General features: G+C 65.7%; 17 protein-coding genes. 9 read left to right on the top strand and 8 right to left on the bottom strand.

Features of this window, described 5'->3' with window-relative positions; translation table 11 throughout:
- Positions 1-26 precede the first annotated feature (26 nt).
- The gene (locus IOC61_RS03480) at positions 27-1223 is read left to right on the top strand and encodes an ABC transporter substrate-binding protein (RefSeq protein WP_195687485.1); all 1197 of its coding nucleotides are present in this window, start codon (positions 27-29) and stop codon (positions 1221-1223) included.
- Positions 1224-1253: 30 nt separating this feature from the next.
- On the opposite strand, the gene IOC61_RS03475 is transcribed toward IOC61_RS03480, so the two are convergent.
- The 3 genes from IOC61_RS03475 to IOC61_RS03465 all read right to left on the bottom strand — a co-directional run bounded on the left by IOC61_RS03475 (position 1254) and on the right by IOC61_RS03465 (position 4962).
- Entirely contained in the window at positions 1254-2027 is a 774-nt protein-coding gene (locus IOC61_RS03475; RefSeq protein ID WP_195687484.1) for an alpha/beta fold hydrolase, read from the bottom strand.
- Between the two features lie 81 nt (positions 2028-2108).
- Entirely contained in the window at positions 2109-2792 is a 684-nt protein-coding gene (locus IOC61_RS03470) for a 7-cyano-7-deazaguanine/7-aminomethyl-7-deazaguanine transporter (RefSeq protein WP_195687483.1), read from the bottom strand.
- Positions 2793-3015: 223 nt separating this feature from the next.
- Complete coding sequence (locus IOC61_RS03465) at positions 3016-4962, bottom strand: propionyl-CoA synthetase (RefSeq protein WP_267491272.1); 1947 nt, start codon at positions 4960-4962, stop codon at positions 3016-3018.
- Positions 4963-5219: 257 nt separating this feature from the next.
- On the opposite strand from IOC61_RS03465, the gene IOC61_RS03460 reads away from it, so the two are divergent.
- Positions 5220-5546: an ArsR/SmtB family transcription factor gene (locus IOC61_RS03460; RefSeq protein WP_195687481.1), complete on the top strand. Its 327-nt coding sequence runs from the start codon at positions 5220-5222 to the stop codon at positions 5544-5546.
- 68 nt (positions 5547-5614) lie between these two features.
- Here the strand turns inward: IOC61_RS03460 and sohB are convergent, their stop codons facing one another.
- Entirely contained in the window at positions 5615-6664 is a 1050-nt protein-coding gene (sohB, locus tag IOC61_RS03455) for a protease SohB (protein ID WP_195687480.1), read from the bottom strand.
- A gap of 146 nt (positions 6665-6810) precedes the next feature.
- Between sohB and IOC61_RS03450 the strand changes: the two genes are divergently transcribed.
- Complete coding sequence (locus IOC61_RS03450; RefSeq protein WP_195687479.1) at positions 6811-7122, top strand: SCP2 sterol-binding domain-containing protein; 312 nt, start codon at positions 6811-6813, stop codon at positions 7120-7122.
- A 259-nt stretch (positions 7123-7381) separates the two neighbouring features.
- Here the strand turns inward: IOC61_RS03450 and nudC are convergent, their stop codons facing one another.
- From nudC to IOC61_RS03430, 4 genes are read right to left on the bottom strand one after another with little or no spacing between them, the layout of a single operon-like run.
- Entirely contained in the window at positions 7382-8152 is a 771-nt protein-coding gene (gene nudC, locus IOC61_RS03445; protein ID WP_195687478.1) for an NAD(+) diphosphatase, read from the bottom strand.
- Positions 8152-8892 carry a DNA polymerase III subunit epsilon gene (dnaQ, locus tag IOC61_RS03440; RefSeq protein WP_195687477.1) on the bottom strand — a complete coding sequence of 247 codons (741 nt, stop codon included), beginning with the start codon at positions 8890-8892 and terminating at the stop codon, positions 8152-8154. The genes nudC and dnaQ overlap by 1 nt, the downstream gene beginning before the upstream one ends.
- Before the next feature lie 10 nt (positions 8893-8902).
- Positions 8903-9370, bottom strand: a complete 468-nt coding sequence (gene rnhA, locus IOC61_RS03435; RefSeq protein WP_195687476.1) for a ribonuclease HI — start codon at positions 9368-9370, stop codon at positions 8903-8905.
- Complete coding sequence (locus IOC61_RS03430; RefSeq protein WP_195687475.1) at positions 9363-10178, bottom strand: methyltransferase domain-containing protein; 816 nt, start codon at positions 10176-10178, stop codon at positions 9363-9365. Before IOC61_RS03430 ends, rnhA begins: the two co-directional genes overlap by 8 nt.
- A gap of 68 nt (positions 10179-10246) precedes the next feature.
- Here IOC61_RS03430 and gloB point away from each other — a divergent pair, with 68 nt between their 5' ends.
- The 6 genes from gloB (at position 10247) to IOC61_RS03400 (ending at position 18089) form a co-directional block, all read left to right on the top strand.
- Complete coding sequence (gloB, locus tag IOC61_RS03425; RefSeq protein ID WP_195687474.1) at positions 10247-11014, top strand: hydroxyacylglutathione hydrolase; 768 nt, start codon at positions 10247-10249, stop codon at positions 11012-11014.
- A gap of 73 nt (positions 11015-11087) precedes the next feature.
- Positions 11088-12278, top strand: coding sequence for a transglycosylase SLT domain-containing protein (locus tag IOC61_RS03420; protein WP_195687473.1), 1191 nt, complete (start codon positions 11088-11090; stop codon positions 12276-12278).
- 97 nt (positions 12279-12375) lie between these two features.
- Positions 12376-14268, top strand: coding sequence for an extracellular solute-binding protein (locus tag IOC61_RS03415; protein WP_195687472.1), 1893 nt, complete (start codon positions 12376-12378; stop codon positions 14266-14268).
- Positions 14269-14346: 78 nt separating this feature from the next.
- The gene (locus IOC61_RS03410; protein ID WP_195687471.1) at positions 14347-15420 is read left to right on the top strand and encodes a microcin C ABC transporter permease YejB; all 1074 of its coding nucleotides are present in this window, start codon (positions 14347-14349) and stop codon (positions 15418-15420) included.
- A 4-nt stretch (positions 15421-15424) separates the two neighbouring features.
- Positions 15425-16519, top strand: coding sequence for an ABC transporter permease (locus tag IOC61_RS03405; protein ID WP_195687470.1), 1095 nt, complete (start codon positions 15425-15427; stop codon positions 16517-16519).
- Positions 16512-18089 carry an ABC transporter ATP-binding protein gene (locus IOC61_RS03400; protein ID WP_195687469.1) on the top strand — a complete coding sequence of 526 codons (1578 nt, stop codon included), beginning with the start codon at positions 16512-16514 and terminating at the stop codon, positions 18087-18089. The genes IOC61_RS03405 and IOC61_RS03400 overlap by 8 nt, the downstream gene beginning before the upstream one ends.
- Positions 18090-18180 lie beyond the last annotated feature (91 nt).

Genomic DNA, 18180 nt, shown 5'->3' with positions numbered 1-18180 from the left:
CACCTCTTCAGCCGCGGAGCCCATGAATGCCCAAGCACCCAGCCCCCCTCTCCTGGCGTCGCCTATGTCTCGCCCTCGGCCTGCTGGCACTCCAGACGCTGGCGCCCGCCACGACCTGGGCAGAGGAGGGCCTAGAGGCACCACCCGCTCCCCTGACCCTGGAGGGTGATGTGATGGTGCCGGTCATCGAGGCCCTGCCGAAGCCGGCTCCACAGACCACCCAGAGGCTAGAGCCCGAGCAGGCCCCCTCCATCGGCGAGGCGGAGCCCGGCGAACCTGTCATGCCGGTCCCCAGCGTCATCCATGCGCCCCCCGAGCCGTTGGCGCCGCCGCCGCTGGAGTCGTTGACCATCATGCTCGACTGGTACCCCAGCCTGCACCACGCCGCCCTGATCCTGGCGGCGAGCAACGGGCTGCCCCAGCGCGAAGGCCTCGAGCTGGAGATTCGAACACCGGCCGACCCCGGCGCACCGCTTCGCCTTCTCGATGCCAGGCTCATCGACCTGGCGCTCACCCACCAGCTGCAACTGCATCTGCAGGTCGACCGTGGCAAGGCCCCCCTCCGCGTCGCGACGCTGGTCGACACCCCGCTGACCGGCGTGGTGACGCGCGAGTCCGCCGATGTCGAGGGGCCGGAGAGCTTCGCCGGCCTCAGCCTCGGGCACGCGACCGACGTGGCCCGAGATATCCTCCTGCCGGCCCTTGTCGAACCCCAGGGCATCGCTACCGATGAGGTCCAGCTTGTCGAGACCGGCTTCGCCCTGGCCACCGCCATGACCGAGCAGGCCCTGGACGGGCTGGTGACCCCCCTGCGCCTGACACTGCCTCGCCAGCTGGCGAACCGAGGCGTGGCAAACCGACTGCTCAAGGTCGAGGAGTACGGGATTCCCCACCATGACGGCCTGATACTCGTGGCCCACCGCGACCAGTTTCCGCGCTTGCGAGAACCGATCAACGAGCTGCTCGACATCCTGCGAGAGACCACCCTCTGGATGATCGAGCACCCCGACGCGGCCTGGGAGGCCCTGACCGAACAGGAGCCGACGCTGGACACCTCCGTGAACCGGGCGAGCTGGAACGCCATCCTGCTACGCATGAGCGCCCAGCCGGCGGCGCTGGACAGCGGGCGCTATCGCCGTGTCGAGGCCTACCTGCATGAAAACGGGCTGATCGACACGATCAGCCCGCTGGAGAGACTGGCGGTAGACCCGGGTGCTGGGTAGACTCCAGAGATAGCGTCTGGGTCAAGAGCGCTACAGCGCGTCGATAAAGCTGTCGATGGCGCCACGAAATGCCTCGGGCTGTTCGGCATGCAGCCAATGCCCGGCGTCCAGCGTCACCAGCTGTGCCTCCGGCAGCACCTTGCGCAGTGCCGGGAGGTGCTCGTCGGCGACATAGTGGGAGGCACTGCCTCGCAGCACCAGGGTGGGCCCGGTAAAGGGCTCGCTACCCGCCGGCTCGGCCATGATCGACTCATAGTCCGACTGAATCTCGTCCAGCCCGAGGCGCAGCACCAGCCCCTCGCCTTCACCACGCACCAGATTGGTGGCCAGGAACAGGCGCACCGCCCTCTCCTTCACATGCTCCGCCAGCATCGTATCGGCTTCGCGGCGATTCGCGGGGCGACCCTCCTTCACACGGCGCAGTCCCGCCATGACACTGTCGTGATCATGCCCATAGGCCACCGGCGCGATATCCCCGATGATCAGCGACGCGACCCGCTCCGGGGCCCGACGCGCCAGGGTGATGGCCACCTTCCCCCCCATGGAGTGTCCGAGAAGGTGGGCACGGGAGATCGACAGGCTATCGAGCAGAGCCAGAATATCGTCGGCCATTGCCGTGTAACCCATGCCCTCCACATGCGGGGAGCGACCGTGGTTGCGCAAATCCACCGCCACCACCCGATGACGCTCCTCCCAGGCCTTGATATGGGAGCGCCAGTTATCGGCACTGCCGAACAGGCCGTGGATCACCACCAGTGGCGTGCCATCGCCGCCGGTATCCAGGTAGTTGAGCTCGATCGACATGGAAGGGTCCTCGTGCTGTGGTTCGTGAAGCAGGGTTCGGAAAACCGGGTTCGGGTAATAGGGGTTCGCAAAAACCGAAAATCAGTAACGGGCGCGCGCCACTTCAGGCGCCACATCCTCGCCCCCGGTGACGCTCACCAGGCGACGGCTGAGCCAGGCCAGCAACACGCCATAGAGAGGCAGGAAGAACACCACGCTGATCAATAGCTTGACCGCATAGTCGACCAGCGCGATCTCCAGCCAGTTGGCTGCCATAAAGGCGTCGGAGCTGTTGTGGAAGGCAATCGAGAAGAAGGCCAGGGTATCGGCCAGATTGCCCAGCACCGTGGAGATCGCTGGTGCCACCCACCAGGCGCGCAGTCGACGCAGGCGATCGAAGACGTGAACATCGAGCAACTGACCCAGCACATAGGCCATGAAGCTGGCCAAGGCAATGCGCGCCACGAACAGGTCCCACTCGCCAAGCGCCTCCACTCCCGCAAAGCTGCCACGTGGAAACACCACCGACACGACATAGGAGATCACCAGCGCCGGAAACATCACCCGCATGATGATCGCCCGGGCCGCCCCCTTGCCAAACAGACGCACGGTCAGGTCGGTCGCCAGGAAGATAAAGGGAAAGCTGATGGCGCCCCAGGTGGTATGTAGGCCGAACACCATGAATGGCAACTGCACCAGATAGTTGCTGGCGGCGATAACGGCGATATGGAAGGTAACCAGCAACGCCAGGCAGCGACGATACTGTAGTGAAGAGAGCACGAACATCGTGAATCCTTTTTTGGGGAGGGGTGAGGGAACCCTCGTGTAAGATTGCGTCGGTAGCGACGCGGCGCGGGCGCATTATACGGCGTGGGGGGCCGACTGGCCATGCGCGACGCCAGGGCCAGCGCAGATGACACTAGCAGGGTGGAGGGCGCCCGCCCGAAACGCCGCACGCCGCCCAATGGGGCGGCGTGCGATCACATCATGATGTCACCCAGCGCGGCGCCTAGACCTGGCGCGCCTCGCTGGCGGCACCGACGTCATGGGCCTGCATGGCCTCATGAATCTCCTCGAGACTCGCCGGATCATCGATGGTGGAAGGCACCGAGTACTCCTTGCCATCGGCAATGTTGCGCAACAGCTTGCGCAGGATCTTGCCGGAGCGCGTCTTGGGCAGACGATCCACCACCAGCACCTGCTTGAAGCAGGCGATCGGCCCGATCTTCTCCCGCACCAGGGCGACCAGCTCCTTCTCCAGATCCACCTCCCGCCCATCGAAGCCATCCTTCGGGATGACCAGCCCCACCGGCAGCTGCCCCTTGAGCGCGTCATGGATACCGATGACGGTACACTCGGCCACGGCAGGATGATCGCCAACGACCTCCTCCATCTCGCCGGTGGAGAGGCGGTGACCGGCCACATTGATGACATCATCGGTGCGCCCCATGATGAACAGATAGCCGTCCTCATCGATATAGCCGCCATCCCCGGTCAGATAGTACCCCGGAAAGGCTGCCATATAGGCCGAGTGAAAACGTTGAGGATCTCCCCACACCCCCGCCAGACAGCCCGGCGGCAGGGGCTGCTTGATCACCACGCTGCCCTGGGCCATGGCCGCCATGGACTCCCCCTCGCGGTCGAGGATCTGCACGTTGAAACCGGGCACCGGCACGGTGGCACTGCCCGCCTTGGTGGGCATGGGCTCGAGGCCATGGAGATTGGCGGCGATGGGCCAGCCGCTCTCGGTCTGCCACCAGTGATCGATGACCGGCACGTCGAGCAGATCGTCCAGCCAGTGGAAGGTCGGCGGGTCGAGGCGCTCCCCCGCCAGGAACAGCGCCTTGAGACTCGAGATATCGTACTGCGCCAGCAGCTTGCCGTCCGGGTCCTCCTTCTTGACGGCACGGAAGGCCGTCGGCGCGGTGAAGAAGCTCTTCACCCCATACTCCTCGATGATCCGCCAGAACGCTCCGGCATCCGGCGTCTTCACCGGCTTGCCCTCGTAGACGACGGTGGTCGCCCCGCGCAGCAGCGGCGCATACACGATGTAGGAGTGACCGACCACCCAGCCCACATCCGAGGCCGAGAAGAACACCTCGCCCGGCGCCACGTCATAGATGACGTCCATGGAGTAGGTCAGCGCGACCGCATAGCCCCCGGTATCGCGCACCACCCCCTTGGGTTTGCCCGTGGTGCCCGAGGTGTAGAGGACATAGAGAGGGTCCGTGCCCTTCAACGGCACACACTCGGCGGGCGTCGATGTCTCGACCAGCGTCGCCCAGTCATGGTCGCGCTCACCCAGCTCGGCGAGATGCTGCTCGCGCTGGAAGATCACACAGGCATCCGGCTTATGGGCACTCTGCGCGATGGCCGCGTCGACGATCGGCTTGTAGGGCAGAACCTTGCCGACCTCGACGCCACAGGAGGCGGCGACGACCACCTTGGGGGCGGCATCTTCGATGCGCACCGCCAGCTCGTGGGGGGCGAAGCCACCGAACACGACCGAGTGCACCGCGCCGAGCCTGGCACAGGCATACATGGCGACCAGAGCCTCGGGCACCATGGGCATGTAGATCACCACCCGGTCGCCCTTCTCGACCCCCATCGCCTTCAGCGCACCGGCAAACCGCGCCACCTGATCGCGCATCTCTCGATAGCTCAGGGTGCGCTTGCTGTCGGTCACCGGGGAGTCCCACAGCAGGGCAGGCTGCTCCCCCCTGCCCTGCTCGACATGATAGTCGAGAGCGGCATACGCAATATTCAGCTCGCCGTCGCCGAACCAGCGGGCATGGTTGGCCTCATCATACTCGAGGATCCTCTCAGGCTCCTTGAACCAGGGGATGCGGCGCGCCTGCTCGGCCCAGAAGGTTTCAGGGTGATCTATCGAACGACGAACCTCATTGGCGTAGCTGTTCATCGAGTGGTTGCTCATGGCGATCCTGTCACGGTCCAGTGCATGTAATTGTTGACACTGTAAAGCACAGATCCCCGGGCTCCCTCATACGATAGGCTAAGTTTCGACGAAAGAAGCAGATCTTGATGCTTTATTGTCAACAACTGTAGTGAGGCGGGCTCCATGAAAAAACCACCGCCTCGAGGCCCACAGACAACAGGATTTACGCTATGCTTGAGCAAAGCATGATATACCGTCGCGGCGCTCGATAGCGTCGCATACGACCCCTCCACTCACGCGCAGCGCGGGGACATGCCATGAAGACTCCCAGCCGCGAGGCAGCACGACTCATCGAAGGGGGGAGCGGCGCCATTGATCGCGCCACCGCCCTGCTCAAGGCGATGGCCAACGACAACCGCCTTCGCATCCTCTGCCTGCTCGACACGGGCGAGATGTCGGTGACCGAGCTCAACGGACATCTGGCACTGAGCCAGTCGGCCCTATCGCAACACCTGGCCATTCTGCGTCGGGAGGAGCTGGTATCGACCCGACGCAGCTCCCAGACCATCTACTACTCGCTGCAGGGCGACAGCGTCAGGTCGATCATCGCCACCCTCGTTAACCTCGGCCTGGCGGACGGCTGACGAGTGAGGGCGTCATATCGAGTCCTCCGGGCCATAGGGCAGGCCTCCAGCCCGGAGGACGCGCAGGCTCAGTGCTTCTGCCAGCGACTGGCATCCAGCGCCTGGGCACCGCGCAGCAGCGCCTGCTCCACTCCCGCGGATACCGCCGCACCAAGCCGCTCGCCGAGCCGGCGTGACGGCTCCAGCTTGACCCGTATGACCCTGGACTCCTGCATGCGCTCGACCAGATAGGCCTCGCTGGTACCCAGAGCATCGACCAGCCCCCTGTCGAGGGCCTCGCTGCCGTACCAGATCTCGCCGGTGGCGATCGCCTCGATATCGAGCCCGGGCCGACGCTTTGCCACATGGCGCTTGAACAGCTCGTGGGTCCTCTCCAGATCATCGATGAACTTCTCGCGCCCCTCCTCGGTATTCTCGCCAAGCACTGTCAGGGTGCGCTTGTAGCGCCCGGCGGTCAGAACCTCGACATCGATATCGTGGCGCTTGAGCAGGCGGTGCACATTGGGCACCTGGGCCACCACACCGACCGAACCCACCACCGCCAGCGGCGCCGCCCGCACCCTGTCCGCCCCACACGCCATGAGGTAACCACCGCTGGCGGCCACCTTGTCGATACAGACCGTCGTGGCCAGCCCCGCATCACGCAGGCGGTCGAGCTCGGCGGCAGCCAGACCATAGGCATGCACCAGGCCACCCGCGGACTCCAGGCACACCACCACCTCGTCTCCCGACTCGGCTGCCGCGATGACCGCCGAAATCTCTTCGGCGAAGCGGTCGGTCCCGCTGGCTCGAATATCCCCATGGAAGTCGATCAGCCAGACCGTCGACCGGCTCTCCCCTCCCTCACGCTTATGGGACTTGCCGGCCTTGGCCTGCTGCTTGTCCTCGCGACGAAAGGCCTTGAGCAGGCGCTTGCGAGCCCCCGGCTCGCTGGCCGCCAGCCGCAATCGCCGCTTCCTTTCGTCACGCCCCCGATTGAGTTCCACGAGCTTGAGCCGTGAGTCGCTGCCCGCCTCCTGGCGCAGCCTGGCCACCACCGCGACAGCGAGCCCGACCATCAGCACCACGCTCAGCAACTGGACCAGAAACAGTCCGACGTCCGCCAGCCACTCTCCCATCAATGCCTCCCTAGGGGCCCGGCGCCCTGTGCATGACAACAGGCATGACAACAGTGCTGCGCACAACAGCAGCCCAGGCCCGCTTGATTTAAACAGTTGTTTGAAATACGCTCACGCCATCCCCCACCCAACCCCAGGAGTCTCCCATGAGCCAGTCCACCCTCGACACCCTGACGTCTCGCTTCGATCCGAAGGCCGCCAGCGGCATGGATGAGGTCTTCCAGTTCCATTTCGACGATGCCGAGAGCCACTACCTGGTCATCCAGAATGAGTCGCTGAGCGTTGAGCAGGGGGAGCACGACGACCCGTCCGTCAGCTTGACCATGAGCACCGCGACACTCAAGGGCCTGATGACCGGCGAGGTCAACGGCATGACGGCCTTCATGACCGGCAAGCTCAAGGCCACCGGCAACATCATGCTGGCCACCAAGCTGACCAGCCTGTTTCCCGGCGAATAACCGCAACACCCCGTCCCAGCCGGGCCCACTGAAGGCGCAATGCGGGTTACACCCCGAAACCAAGGGGCGCTGGGGACAAGCCGAGAAGGAGGTCCGTGGACCAGGGACGGCCGAGGTAGCGTACAGGGAAGTATTCACAGCGCCTCCTCGTCGGTCCGGCTTCCCGGGGCTTGTCGCCAGATCAGCCCCGAATATCGAGGTGCCAAGCTATCTGCAAATAGCCCTGATATCGGTTTCCCCTCGCCTTATCGGGGCATACCTAACGGGCCGCCACCTCGGCCAGATGTGTCTCGATCAGGGCCCGTGAGATCGAGTAGAGCGGAGGTAGCTGAGGTAGCTGGCGAGGAGAGAACCAGGCGGCATCGGCGATCTCCACACCATCGATGTGGATGCGTCGACTGGCCGCCTCGGCAAAGAAGCCGAGCATCAGGGCGTGGGGAAACGGCCAGGCCTGGCTGCGGAAGTAGCGAATCCTGCCTACGCTCACCCCCACCTCCTCGAAGATCTCGCGGCGCACCGCCTCCTCTGCCGACTCCCCGGGTTCGATAAAGCCTGCCAGGGTCGAGTAACGCCGTGGTGGAAAACGCGGGCTGCGCGCCAGCAACAGCGACTCCCCATGCGTCACCAGGGTGATGATGCAGGGCGAGATACGAGGGTAGTTACGGTGCCCGCAGCCGTGGCAATGCATCGCAAACTCGGCGTCGAGGCGCGCCGCCGGTGCGCCGCATCGGCCGCAGAAGCGGTGGTTGCGTAGCCAGGCGGCCACCTGCAGCGAGGTCGAGACCAGCCCGAAGCGCGACTCCGGCAACCGCGCCAGCCACTCACGCCCGCTAGGCCAGTCATCGCCCGCCTCGGCCTCGAGTGAGAGCGCCACCGGCACGTCATGCCAATAGCCCAGCGGCTGCATCTGCTCCGTCCAGGGCATGACCGGCTGCAGGACCCCGCCGTCGGGCGCCGGCGCGATGCGCCCTTCGGCAAGCCGAATCACATGGCCTTCTCGCGCCTCGAGGGGGAGTTCGCGGCGCAGCATCAGTGTGGAATCCCTTCCACGCCATCCCACAGGCACTCGCCTGCCGCCTCGCGGATGCTTGTCAGCTTCTTGCGATGGGCGGCCAGCTCCTGGTCGCTGGGCGTCGACACGCGCAGCTGACCCGCCGCTACCGATACGGGGCGATGCTGGATGCCGGCCTTTCTGCCCCCCTCCGCATTCATGGAGGCGTCCAGAAGCAGGGCGGTCTGGCCACCGGTCATCGCCAGATAGACCTCGGCGAGTATCTCGGCATCAAGCAGGGCGCCGTGGAGAACCCGGTGACCGTTATCGATCTCGTAGCGCTTGCACAGCGCATCCAGGTTGTTGCGCTGGCCTGGATGTTTGTCGCGTGCCAGCTGCAGGGTATCGAGAATGCGACAATGCTCCGCTACCGGCCCCAGCCGTGGCTCGCCGCGCGAAGCGTTGAGCATGGCCAGCTCATGGTCGATAAACCCCACATCGAAGGGAGCGTTATGGATGACCAACTCGCCACCCTCGATAAAGGCCCAGAACTCATCCGCGATCTCCGCGAACAGGGGCTCACCGGCAACCCGTTCATTGGTGATGCCATGCACCGAGATCGCCTCCTCCTCGATCTCGCGCTCGGGGTTGATGAACTGGTGATAGGTGCGCCCGGTCAGCCGGCGATTGACCATCTCCACCGCGCCGATCTCGATCAGGCGGTGGCCTTCCCGGGGGTCGATGCCCGTGGTCTCGGTGTCCAGAATTATCTGCCGCATCACATCTCCCTCACGTCTGCTGGCGGTGGCTGTCGATGGCCTCATTGGCAAGCGCATCGGCGCGCTCGTTCCCCGGATGACCGCTATGCCCCTTGACCCAGTGCCACTCGATCTCGTGGCGGTGGGTCTCCTCGAGCAGCTCCTTCCACAGCTCGGCATTCTTGACCGGCTGTCGACCGGCCGTCTTCCAGCCCCGCTTGACCCAGCCATGGATCCACTCGGTGATACCGCGGCGCAGATACTCGGAATCGGTCCATAGCGCCACGCGACAGGAGCGCTTGAGCTCGCGCAGTGCCATGATCGCCGCCATCAGCTCCATGCGATTGTTGGTCGTGCGCGCCTCGTAGCCATTCAGCGTTTTCTCATGGGGTCCGCTGATCAGCAACGCCCCCCAGCCACCGGGTCCCGGGTTGCCACGGCAGGCGCCATCAGTATAGATCGTCACCGACGGGGAGCCGCCGGCCTCTGAATCACTCAATCTCTGTCATCCTTCTTTCGTGGGCCGCCCCCTGTCGAGCCGCCCCCTGTCGAGCCGCGGCCTGGTCGGGCTCCAGGCGGGCGGTGCCGAACGCCGCCCCTCCCAGGGGAGCGGTAAAGCGCAACCCGCTACTGCGGGTCTCGATCAGCTGCGGACGGCGCTGGGCCCGGATCATGTAACTATCGCCCAGGGGCAGATTGTGGCGGCGCCCCAGCGTCTCGAAGAAGGAGTTGCGGGGCAGTCGTCCAGGCAGTTGAAAAGCGCAGTAGTCTACCCGCTCGATCTCGAAGTCGACAAACGCCAGCCAGTCGCGCAGACGAGCGGGAGAGCGCCACTGACCCCGCCAGGGCAGCCGTTGGCGACGCCCGGGCGACAGCCGCCCCAGCGCGATCGGAGAGAGTGGCATCCAGCCGAAGAGAATGAGCCGCCCCTCATCGGCGGTAATGCGTGCAGCCTCCTGCAGCATGTGATGCGGGTCGGGGGCCACCTCGAGCAGATGGTGGACGACCACCAGGTGGAGACTACCATCGGGGAGTGGCAGCGCGTCGGGTGAGCAGATCAGCGTCGACGCCCCCTGGGCCAGCTCTCGGGTCGGTGCCCACTGCATGGGGTGGCGTACCGGACACATGTCGGCCAGCACACTGCCGAACCCCAGCTCGAGACTGTGCATACCGAAGAGCCGCTCACAGACCGGCCCGAGGCAGGCTCTTTCGGCACGCCGTACGGCCTCGCCTGGCGGCGTGGCCCAGAAGCGCTGGCCTTCACGAAACAGTGCCGCCAGCCGCTGGGCTCCCCTGTCGGTTGACATGCCCCTCCCTACTCTTCATATTGAGCGGATTTTGCGAACCGTTCATGCCCATTCAGGACACTCAGCCCATGTTGAGCGTGACACCGATTCCCGCGTTTAGCGATAACTATATCTGGCTTCTGCGTCAGGACACGACCCCCGATGTCTGCGTGGTGGATCCCGGCGATGCCACCCCGGTCATCGAGCTGCTCGAGCGCGAGTCGCTGACCCTCTCGACGGTGCTGATCACCCATCATCACCCGGACCACACCGGTGGCTTGCCCGAGCTGATCGAGCGCTACTCCCCGCGGGTGATCGGCCCCGACAACGATGCCATCGGCGGCATCGACACCAGGGTGACCGAGGGCGATGAGGTTCGCGTCATGGGACGGCTGTTCGAGGTGATCGCGGTGCCCGGCCATACCCTGGATCATATCGCGTTCTTCACGGCCGGTATCCCGCCGCTGCTGTTCGGCGGCGATGCCCTGTTCAGCGCCGGCTGTGGTCGCCTCTTCGAAGGCACCCCGGCACAGATGCACGCCTCGCTGCAGAAGCTTGCGGCCCTGCCCGATGACACCCTGATCTTCGCCGCCCATGAATATACCCAGGCCAACCTGCGCTTTGCGTTGGCCGCCGACCCCCACAATTCGGACGTGGTCCAGGCCATGGAAGAGTGCCAGCGTGCCCGGGAGCTTGAGCGCCCGACACTGCCCACCTCCCTGGCCCGCGAGAAACGCATCAACCCCTTCCTGCGCGTGGCGGATGCCGGCGTACGCCAGGCCAGCTCGGCCCATGGCGACGTCGACAGCGACGAGGCGACCTTCGCCACCCTGCGCGCCTGGAAAGACAACTTCTGAACTCGATCCGTGGACGCCTGATGCCTTCCGACACTGCCGGAGGCCCTGAGGCGCCCTGGAGGAACACGACCGGATGACCTACTACACCACTCGCCGCCGGCTCTTCGCCTTCGCCAGCAGCGCGGCCCTGCTCGGGGCCTTGATGAGCGCCGGCGCCCAGATCCAGGCAGCGACGTTCGACCAGAGCCGTGGTGCCCGAGCGGCGCAGCACGCCACCTTTACTCCATCCCCGGTCCTCACGTCCCAGCACTTCTGGGACGAACTGGCGGTTGAGCCCCGTGACGCCTGGAGCCAACTGCGCGACAGCTTCCAGTGGCAGGACGAACTGGACGAGCCACGCGTGCAGGCCTGGATCGACCACTATCGCCAGTCCCCGCACAATATTGCCGAAATCACCGAGCGTGCACGCCCCTGGCTGGCCTGGATCATCCAGAAGGTCGAGGAGCGTGGCCTGCCCGGTGAAATCGCCCTGATTCCGTTTATCGAAAGCTCCTTCGATCCGAGCGCGCGCTCCCATCGCGGTGCCGCCGGCCTCTGGCAGTTCATGCCACGCACCGGTGACTCCCTGGGCTTGAGCCGGCAGCGCGGCTATGACGGGCGTCTGGATGTGGTAGCCTCGACCTACGCCGCCCTCGACTATATCGAATACCAGGCCGACCAGTGGTACGAGGGCGATCTCGAGCTCTCTCTGGCGGCCTATAACGCCGGGGCCGGGACCGTCAACAAGGCGCGCCGCCGGGCTCTCGCCCGGGGCAGAAGCGGCGACTACTGGAGTCTCTCGCTGCCTCGCGAAACCATGAACTACGTGCCCAAGCTCAAGGCCATTGCCGCCATCATCGCTTCGCCCGAGGAGTACCAGGTCACCCTCCCCGCCATCGAGCATGCCCCGGCCTTCGCCAAGATCCCCGTGGAGCGCCCATTGCGCCTGGACGAGGCCGCTCGCCTCGCCGGTGTCTCGAAGGGCACGATCGCCGAGCTCAACCCGGGGGTAACCGGCGGCACCGTTCTCCCCGGCAATGATCGAGTGCTGCTGGTGCCCGCCGCGCGCGCCGACGCCATGCTGGCACGCCTCGACACTCCCGTGGCGCCAGGCGGCACCCAGGACTCCCGCTACCTGGTGCAGCGTGGCGACACCCTGGCCGAGATCGCCGCCCTCCAGGGCATCAGCGTCGCCGAGCTGCGCCAGGCCAACGGCCTCTCGGGCAACCTGATTCGCCCGGGGCAGACGCTTGAGCTTCCCACCCGCAGCCTCGCCTCGCGTTAAGCACGGCATGGGTATTGTCTTTCACGCTCGAGACTGACACCTTATCAGGCAACGACGCCGGCGCCAGCCGGCGTTACCGTCGACACGGGATGTCAGAATGCCTACACCATCACGCCGCTGCCTAGCCGCCTCACATCTCTTGCTGCTTACACTTTTCGGCCTGTTCGGCTTCCTCGCTTCTCAGGCCAGCGCCCAAGCCGCACCCGACCCGAAGGCCCCGGCGACGAACGATGACAGGGTTCCCACCGTGCACGGACTTTCGCTCTACGGTGAGCCGGCACTCCCCGAAGGCTTTGCGCACTTTCCCTACGTCAACCCCGAAGCGCCCAAGGGGGGCAGCCTGACGCAGGCCGCCGTGGGGGGCAGTTTCGACTCCACCAATCCCTTTATCATTCGCGGCACCCCCGCTGCCGGGGTATCGCGCATCTACGACACCCTGCTCGAGGGCAACCCCGACGAGCCCTTCTCGCTCTACGGCCTGCTGGCCGAAGGCATCCGTCTGGACCCCGGCCGGGAGTGGATCGAATTCGACCTGCGCCCCGAGGCGCGCTTCCACGACGGCGAGCCCCTGACTGCCAGGGACGTCGTCTTCAGCTTCGAACTGCTTACCGAGCAGGGCAATCCCTTCTACGGGGCCTACTACGCCGACGTCGAGAGCGTGACCGCCCTGGACGATGACACGGTGCGCTTCGAGTTCGCCTCCACCCACTCCCGGGAGCTGCCGCTGATCGTCGGCCAGTTGCCGATCCTGCCCAGGCACTACTGGGAAACCCGCGACTTCGGCTCGCCGACCCTGGAGCGACACCCCGGCTCCGGACCCTATCGCATCGCCGAGGTCGACCCCGGAAGGCGCATCGTCTATCAGCGCGTGGAAGACTACTGGGCGCGCGACCTGCCGGTGAAGCGTGGCCGCCATAATATCGGCCGCCTGGTCTACGACTACTACCGCGACCGGGACATCGCCTGGGAGGCCTTCAAGGCCGGCGTGCTGGACTATCGTGTCGATGCGCGCGCCGCCACCTGGGCCACCGGTTACGACTTCCCGGCCTTCAACAACGGGCTGGTCAGGAAACTCCGCGTGCCCGACGGCCAGCCGGCACGGATGCAGGCCTTTATCTACAATCTGCGCCAGGAGAAGTTTCAGGACCCCAGGGTCCGCGAGGCCCTGGCATTGACCTTCGACTTCCCCTGGCTCAACGCCAATATCTTCTACGATGCCTATCGACGCACCGAGAGCTTCTTCCAGAACTCCGAGATGGCCGCCACGGGGCTGCCGAGCGAGGCCGAACTCGAGGTGCTCACGCCCTGGCGAGACCAGCTCCCCGAGGATGTCTTCAGCGAGCCGCTGCCCATGAAGCATCCTGAGGCGCTGCGCGAGCGGCTACGCCTCGCCCTCACGCTGCTGCGGGACGCGGGCTACAGGGTGCGCAACGGCGGCCTGGTCGATGCCCAGACGGGGGAACCGCTGGCGCTGGAGGTGCTGCTCTACGACAGCGGCATGGAGCGGGTGGTCCAGCCGATGCTGCGCAATATGGCACGCCTGGGGATCCGTGGCACCATTCGCATCGTCGATATCAACCAGTATCTGAACCGGCTACGCAGCTTCGACTTCGACCTGGTGGTCGGCCAGTTCCCCCAGTCCAACAACCCCGGCAACGAGCAGCGGGAGTTCTGGACCAGCGATTATGCCCAGAGGCCCCAGAGCCGTAACCTGATGGGGCTGGCGAACCCGGTCGTCGACGACCTGGTCGAGCAGCTGATTCGCGCCGACAGCCGCGAGACCCTCAACACCCTCACCCGGGCCCTCGACCGGGTACTGCGTCACCACTTTATCGTCATTCCCCACTACCACTCCGGCGAAACCCGGCTGGCGGTATGGGACAAGTTCGGCTGGCCCGAGCCCTCGCCTCGGTACGGCATGGACCTCGAGGCCTGGTGGGTGGACCCCGAGCGCGCCGCGCGACTCGAACAGCGCAAGCAGGGAGACTAGGAGCATGTCGACGACCCGCAAGACCCGGCAGCCTAGAGGGCCGAGAACAAGAGGGCTGCGAACACGAGGGCCGCAAACGTGAGCCGTTATATCCTGCGCCGCCTGCTGCTGATGATCCCGACCCTGCTCGGCATCATGCTGCTCAACTTCATCATCGTGCAGGCCGCCCCCGGCGGCCCCATCGACCAGATGCTCGCCCGCTTCGAGGGAGTCGACAGCCTGTCCAGCACGCGGCTCGACACCGGCGGTGGCGAAGTGGTGGTGCAGGATGAGTCCCGGGGTGCGAGAGGCATCGACCCACGCTTTATCGAACAGCTAGAGGCCCAGTTCGGTTTCGATCAGCCCGCCCACGAGCGCTTCATCGGCATGCTGGCGGATTACGCCACCCTCGACTTCGGGGTCAGCTTCTTTCGCGACCGACCGGTCATCGAACTGATGATCGAGCGTCTGCCGGTGTCGGTTTCGCTGGGGCTATGGACCACCCTGCTGGTCTATCTGATCTCGATTCCGCTGGGGATTCGCAAGGCCCTGCACCACGGTTCGCGCTTCGATGTCTGGACCTCGGGGCTGGTCATCGTCGGCTATGCCATACCCGGCTTTTTGTTCGCCATCCTGCTGATCGTGCTGTTCGCCGGCGGCAGCTACTGGGACCTCTTCCCCCTGCGCGGCCTCACCTCCCCGAACTTCGATGACCTCTCGGTCTGGGGCAAGATCAAGGACTATGTCTGGCACATCACCCTGCCGGTGATCGCCATGACCATCGGCAGCTTCGCCACCCTGACCATGCTCACCAAGAACAGCTTCCTGGACGAGATTCACAAGCAGTATGTGCTGACCGCTCGCGCCAAGGGGGCCAGCGACCAGCGCGTGCTCTACGGCCATGTCTTCCGCAACGCCATGCTGATCATCATCGCCGGCCTCCCCGGCGCGCTGATCTCGATCTTCTTCACCGGGTCGCTGCTGATCGAGGTGATCTTCTCCCTGGAGGGGCTCGGGCTGCTCGGCTTCGAGGCGGTGATGCAGCGCGACTACCCGGTGATCTTCGGCACCCTGTTCCTCTATACGCTGATCGGCCTGCTTCTCAAGCTGGTCTCCGACCTCACCTATGTATGGGTCGATCCCCGCATCGACTTCGAGACACGGGAGTCCTGAGCCGATGGTCTCTGCCTTTACCAAGCTGGCGGGGCGCTTCTCCCCCATCACGCGGCGCCGTTTCGGGGTCTTCCGGGCCAATGGCCGTGCCTGGGTCTCGCTCTGGATCTTCGGCGCCCTGTTCGTGGTGAGCCTCGCCGCCGAACTGATCGCCAACGACAAGCCCCTGGTGATGCAGTATCAGGGGGAGTGGTATGTACCACTGCTGATCGACTACCCCGAGACCGAGTTCGATGGCTTCCTGCCGACCACCACCGATTATCACGACCCCTTCGTGCGCGAGCAGATCGCGACGCACGGTTGGGCGCTGTGGCCGCCGGTGCCCTTCTCGTACCAGACCCTGGACATGCAGATGATGCGCCCCTCGCCGGCCCCCCCCGATGCTCGCCACTGGCTGGGCACCGACGACCAGGGGCGTGATGTACTGGCCCGGGTGATCTATGGCTTTCGCCTCTCGGTGGCCTTCGCCCTGGTGCTGACCGCCGGCTCCCTCGCCTTGGGTGTGCTGGTCGGCGGCATTCAGGGCTACTTCGGTGGCAAGACCGACCTGATCGGCCAGCGCTTCACCGAGATCTGGCAGGGCCTGCCGGTGCTCTTCCTGCTGATCATCCTGGCCAGCTTCGTGCAGCCCGGGTTCTGGTGGCTGCTCGGCATCATGCTGCTGTTCTCTTGGCTCGGCCTGGTCGACGTGGTGCGCGCCGAGTTCCTGCGCGCCCGCAACCTCGAGTATGTGCGGGCGGCGCGCGCCATGGGGCTGACACCACGGCTGATCATGTGGCGGCATGTGCTGCCCAACGCCATGGTCGCCACCCTGACCTTTATCCCCTTCCTGTTTACCGGCGCCATCACCACCCTCACCGCCCTGGACTTCCTGGGCTTCGGCCTGCCGCCGGGCTCACCCTCGCTTGGCGAGCTGGTCGCCCAGGGCAAGAACAACCTGCATGCCCCCTGGCTCGGCATCACCGCCTTCGTCAGCCTGTCGTTGATGCTCTCGCTGCTGGTATTTATCGGCGAGGGTCTGCGTGATGCCTTCGATCCCCGGCATATCCAGCATGCTGCCCCCGACCCGGCCATCGAGAGGAGACCCGCCGATGCCTGACCTGTTGCGTCTCGAGGACCTCTCTATCGCCTTCGACGGCGTCAGCGTGGTGGATTGCCTGAGCCTCAGCGTCAGGCGTGGGGAGACCCTGGCTCTGGTCGGCGAATCAGGGTCCGGCAAGTCGGTGTCGGCGCTGGGCACCATGGGCCTGCTGCCGGGCAACGCCCGCGTGACCGGCGGCCGCTGGCTGGGCGATACCGACCTCGCCCGCCTGCGCGCCCGTGACTGGCAGGGCCTGCGCGGCGGCCGGGTGGGCTTCATCTTTCAGGAGCCGATGACCTCGCTCAATCCGCTGCATACCGTCGGCAAGCAGATCGGCGAGACCCTGCGCCTCCACCAGGGGATCTCCGGCAAGGGGGCCAGGGCCAGAGTCATCGAACTGCTGGAGCAGGTGCAGCTGCCGCGCGCCGCGGAGCTGGCCGACGCCTGGCCCCACCAGCTCTCCGGAGGCCAGCGTCAGCGGGTCATGATCGCCATGGCCATCGCCAATGGGCCGGAGCTGCTGATCGCCGATGAGCCCACGACGGCACTCGATGTCACCGTGCAGCAGGAGATCCTCGCCCTGCTCGCCGAGCTGCGTGACCAGCACGGCATGGGCATGCTGTTTATCACCCATGATCTGAACCTGGTGCGTCGGCACGCCGACCGGGTCTGCGTGCTCAACCAGGGCCGCGAACAGGAGACGGGACCGGTGGAGCGGGTCTTTACCTCGCCCCGCAGCGCCTACACCCGGACCCTGCTGGAGGCCGAGCCCGAGGGCCGCCCCGTGGCGGTCGCCTCGGCGGCGCCGCTGCTGAAGGCAGAGCGTCTCGGGGTAAGCTTCCAGCGCCCCAAGAAGCTGCTGATGAAGCGCCCGCCGGCCTTCGAGGCGATAAAACCCCTGTCACTGTGGCTCGGTCATGGCGAGACCCTGGGCATTGTCGGCGAGTCCGGCTCCGGCAAGACCACGCTTGCCATGGCGCTGCTGCGTCTGGTGCAGAGTCACGGCGAGATCCATCTCGATGGCACCCGCCTGGACGGTCTCTCCGGCGGCGCCCTGCGGCGCATGCGCCAGCGGGTGCAGATCGTCTTCCAGGACCCCTACGGCTCGCTCTCCCCTCGACTGCCGGTCGCCGATATCGTCAGCGAGGGGCTGCGCTTCCACCACCCGGAGCTCGAGGAGGGGGAAGTCCGCCGCCGCGTGGCCGATACCCTGCGCGAGGTGGGGCTTCCCGAGGCGTGCGCCGACCGCTACCCCCATGAGTTCTCGGGGGGCCAGCGCCAGCGTATCGCCGTGGCCAGGGCGATCATCCTCCAACCGGCACTGCTGGTGCTCGACGAGCCCACCTCGGCCCTGGACCGCACCGTGCAGAAACAGCTGGTGGCACTGCTGCGCGACCTCCAGGCGCGACACGGCATCAGCTATCTGTTTATCAGTCACGACCTGGCGGTGGTACGCGCCATGGCGCACCGCATCCTGGTACTCAAGGAGGGCGAGGTCGTGGAGCAGGGCGACTGCCTGGGGGTGCTCGAACGGCCACGCAGCGACTATACCCGCGCCCTGGTGGCCGCGGCGAGCCGACAGACATGACCAACCTTGCGTTGATTCTCCCCGTTTGAGTCGATGGGGGCGCAACCCGAAGTCCGGTCTATAATCGGCGTTGTCCCGTTTTCAAGCGGTG

The organism is Halomonas sp. KAO, from assembly GCF_015595025.1.
In the GTDB taxonomy this organism is placed as follows: domain Bacteria; phylum Pseudomonadota; class Gammaproteobacteria; order Pseudomonadales; family Halomonadaceae; genus Halomonas.
The sequence above is the reverse complement of the archived record's forward strand: the minus strand, read 5'-3'. Positions and strand labels throughout refer to the sequence as shown.

Bases quoted from the DNA above. Each gene is read 5' to 3' on its own strand.
- IOC61_RS03475 (WP_195687484.1), bottom strand. From the start codon at position 2,027: ATGTCGATCGAGCTCAACTACCTGGATACCGGCGGCGATGGCACGCCA.
- IOC61_RS03420 (WP_195687473.1), top strand. From the start codon at position 11,088: ATGACCTACTACACCACTCGCCGCCGGCTCTTCGCCTTCGCCAGCAGC.
- dnaQ (WP_195687477.1), bottom strand. From the start codon at position 8,892: ATGCGGCAGATAATTCTGGACACCGAGACCACGGGCATCGACCCCCGG.
- sohB (WP_195687480.1), bottom strand. From the start codon at position 6,664: ATGGGAGAGTGGCTGGCGGACGTCGGACTGTTTCTGGTCCAGTTGCTG.
- IOC61_RS03415 (WP_195687472.1), top strand. From the start codon at position 12,376: ATGCCTACACCATCACGCCGCTGCCTAGCCGCCTCACATCTCTTGCTG.
- IOC61_RS03480 (WP_195687485.1), top strand. From the start codon at position 27: ATGCCCAAGCACCCAGCCCCCCTCTCCTGGCGTCGCCTATGTCTCGCC.
- gloB (WP_195687474.1), top strand. From the start codon at position 10,247: ATGTTGAGCGTGACACCGATTCCCGCGTTTAGCGATAACTATATCTGG.
- IOC61_RS03400 (WP_195687469.1), top strand. From the start codon at position 16,512: ATGCCTGACCTGTTGCGTCTCGAGGACCTCTCTATCGCCTTCGACGGC.
- IOC61_RS03470 (WP_195687483.1), bottom strand. From the start codon at position 2,792: ATGTTCGTGCTCTCTTCACTACAGTATCGTCGCTGCCTGGCGTTGCTG.
- IOC61_RS03450 (WP_195687479.1), top strand. From the start codon at position 6,811: ATGAGCCAGTCCACCCTCGACACCCTGACGTCTCGCTTCGATCCGAAG.
- IOC61_RS03405 (WP_195687470.1), top strand. From the start codon at position 15,425: ATGGTCTCTGCCTTTACCAAGCTGGCGGGGCGCTTCTCCCCCATCACG.
- IOC61_RS03430 (WP_195687475.1), bottom strand. From the start codon at position 10,178: ATGTCAACCGACAGGGGAGCCCAGCGGCTGGCGGCACTGTTTCGTGAA.
- IOC61_RS03460 (WP_195687481.1), top strand. From the start codon at position 5,220: ATGAAGACTCCCAGCCGCGAGGCAGCACGACTCATCGAAGGGGGGAGC.
- nudC (WP_195687478.1), bottom strand. From the start codon at position 8,152: ATGCTGCGCCGCGAACTCCCCCTCGAGGCGCGAGAAGGCCATGTGATT.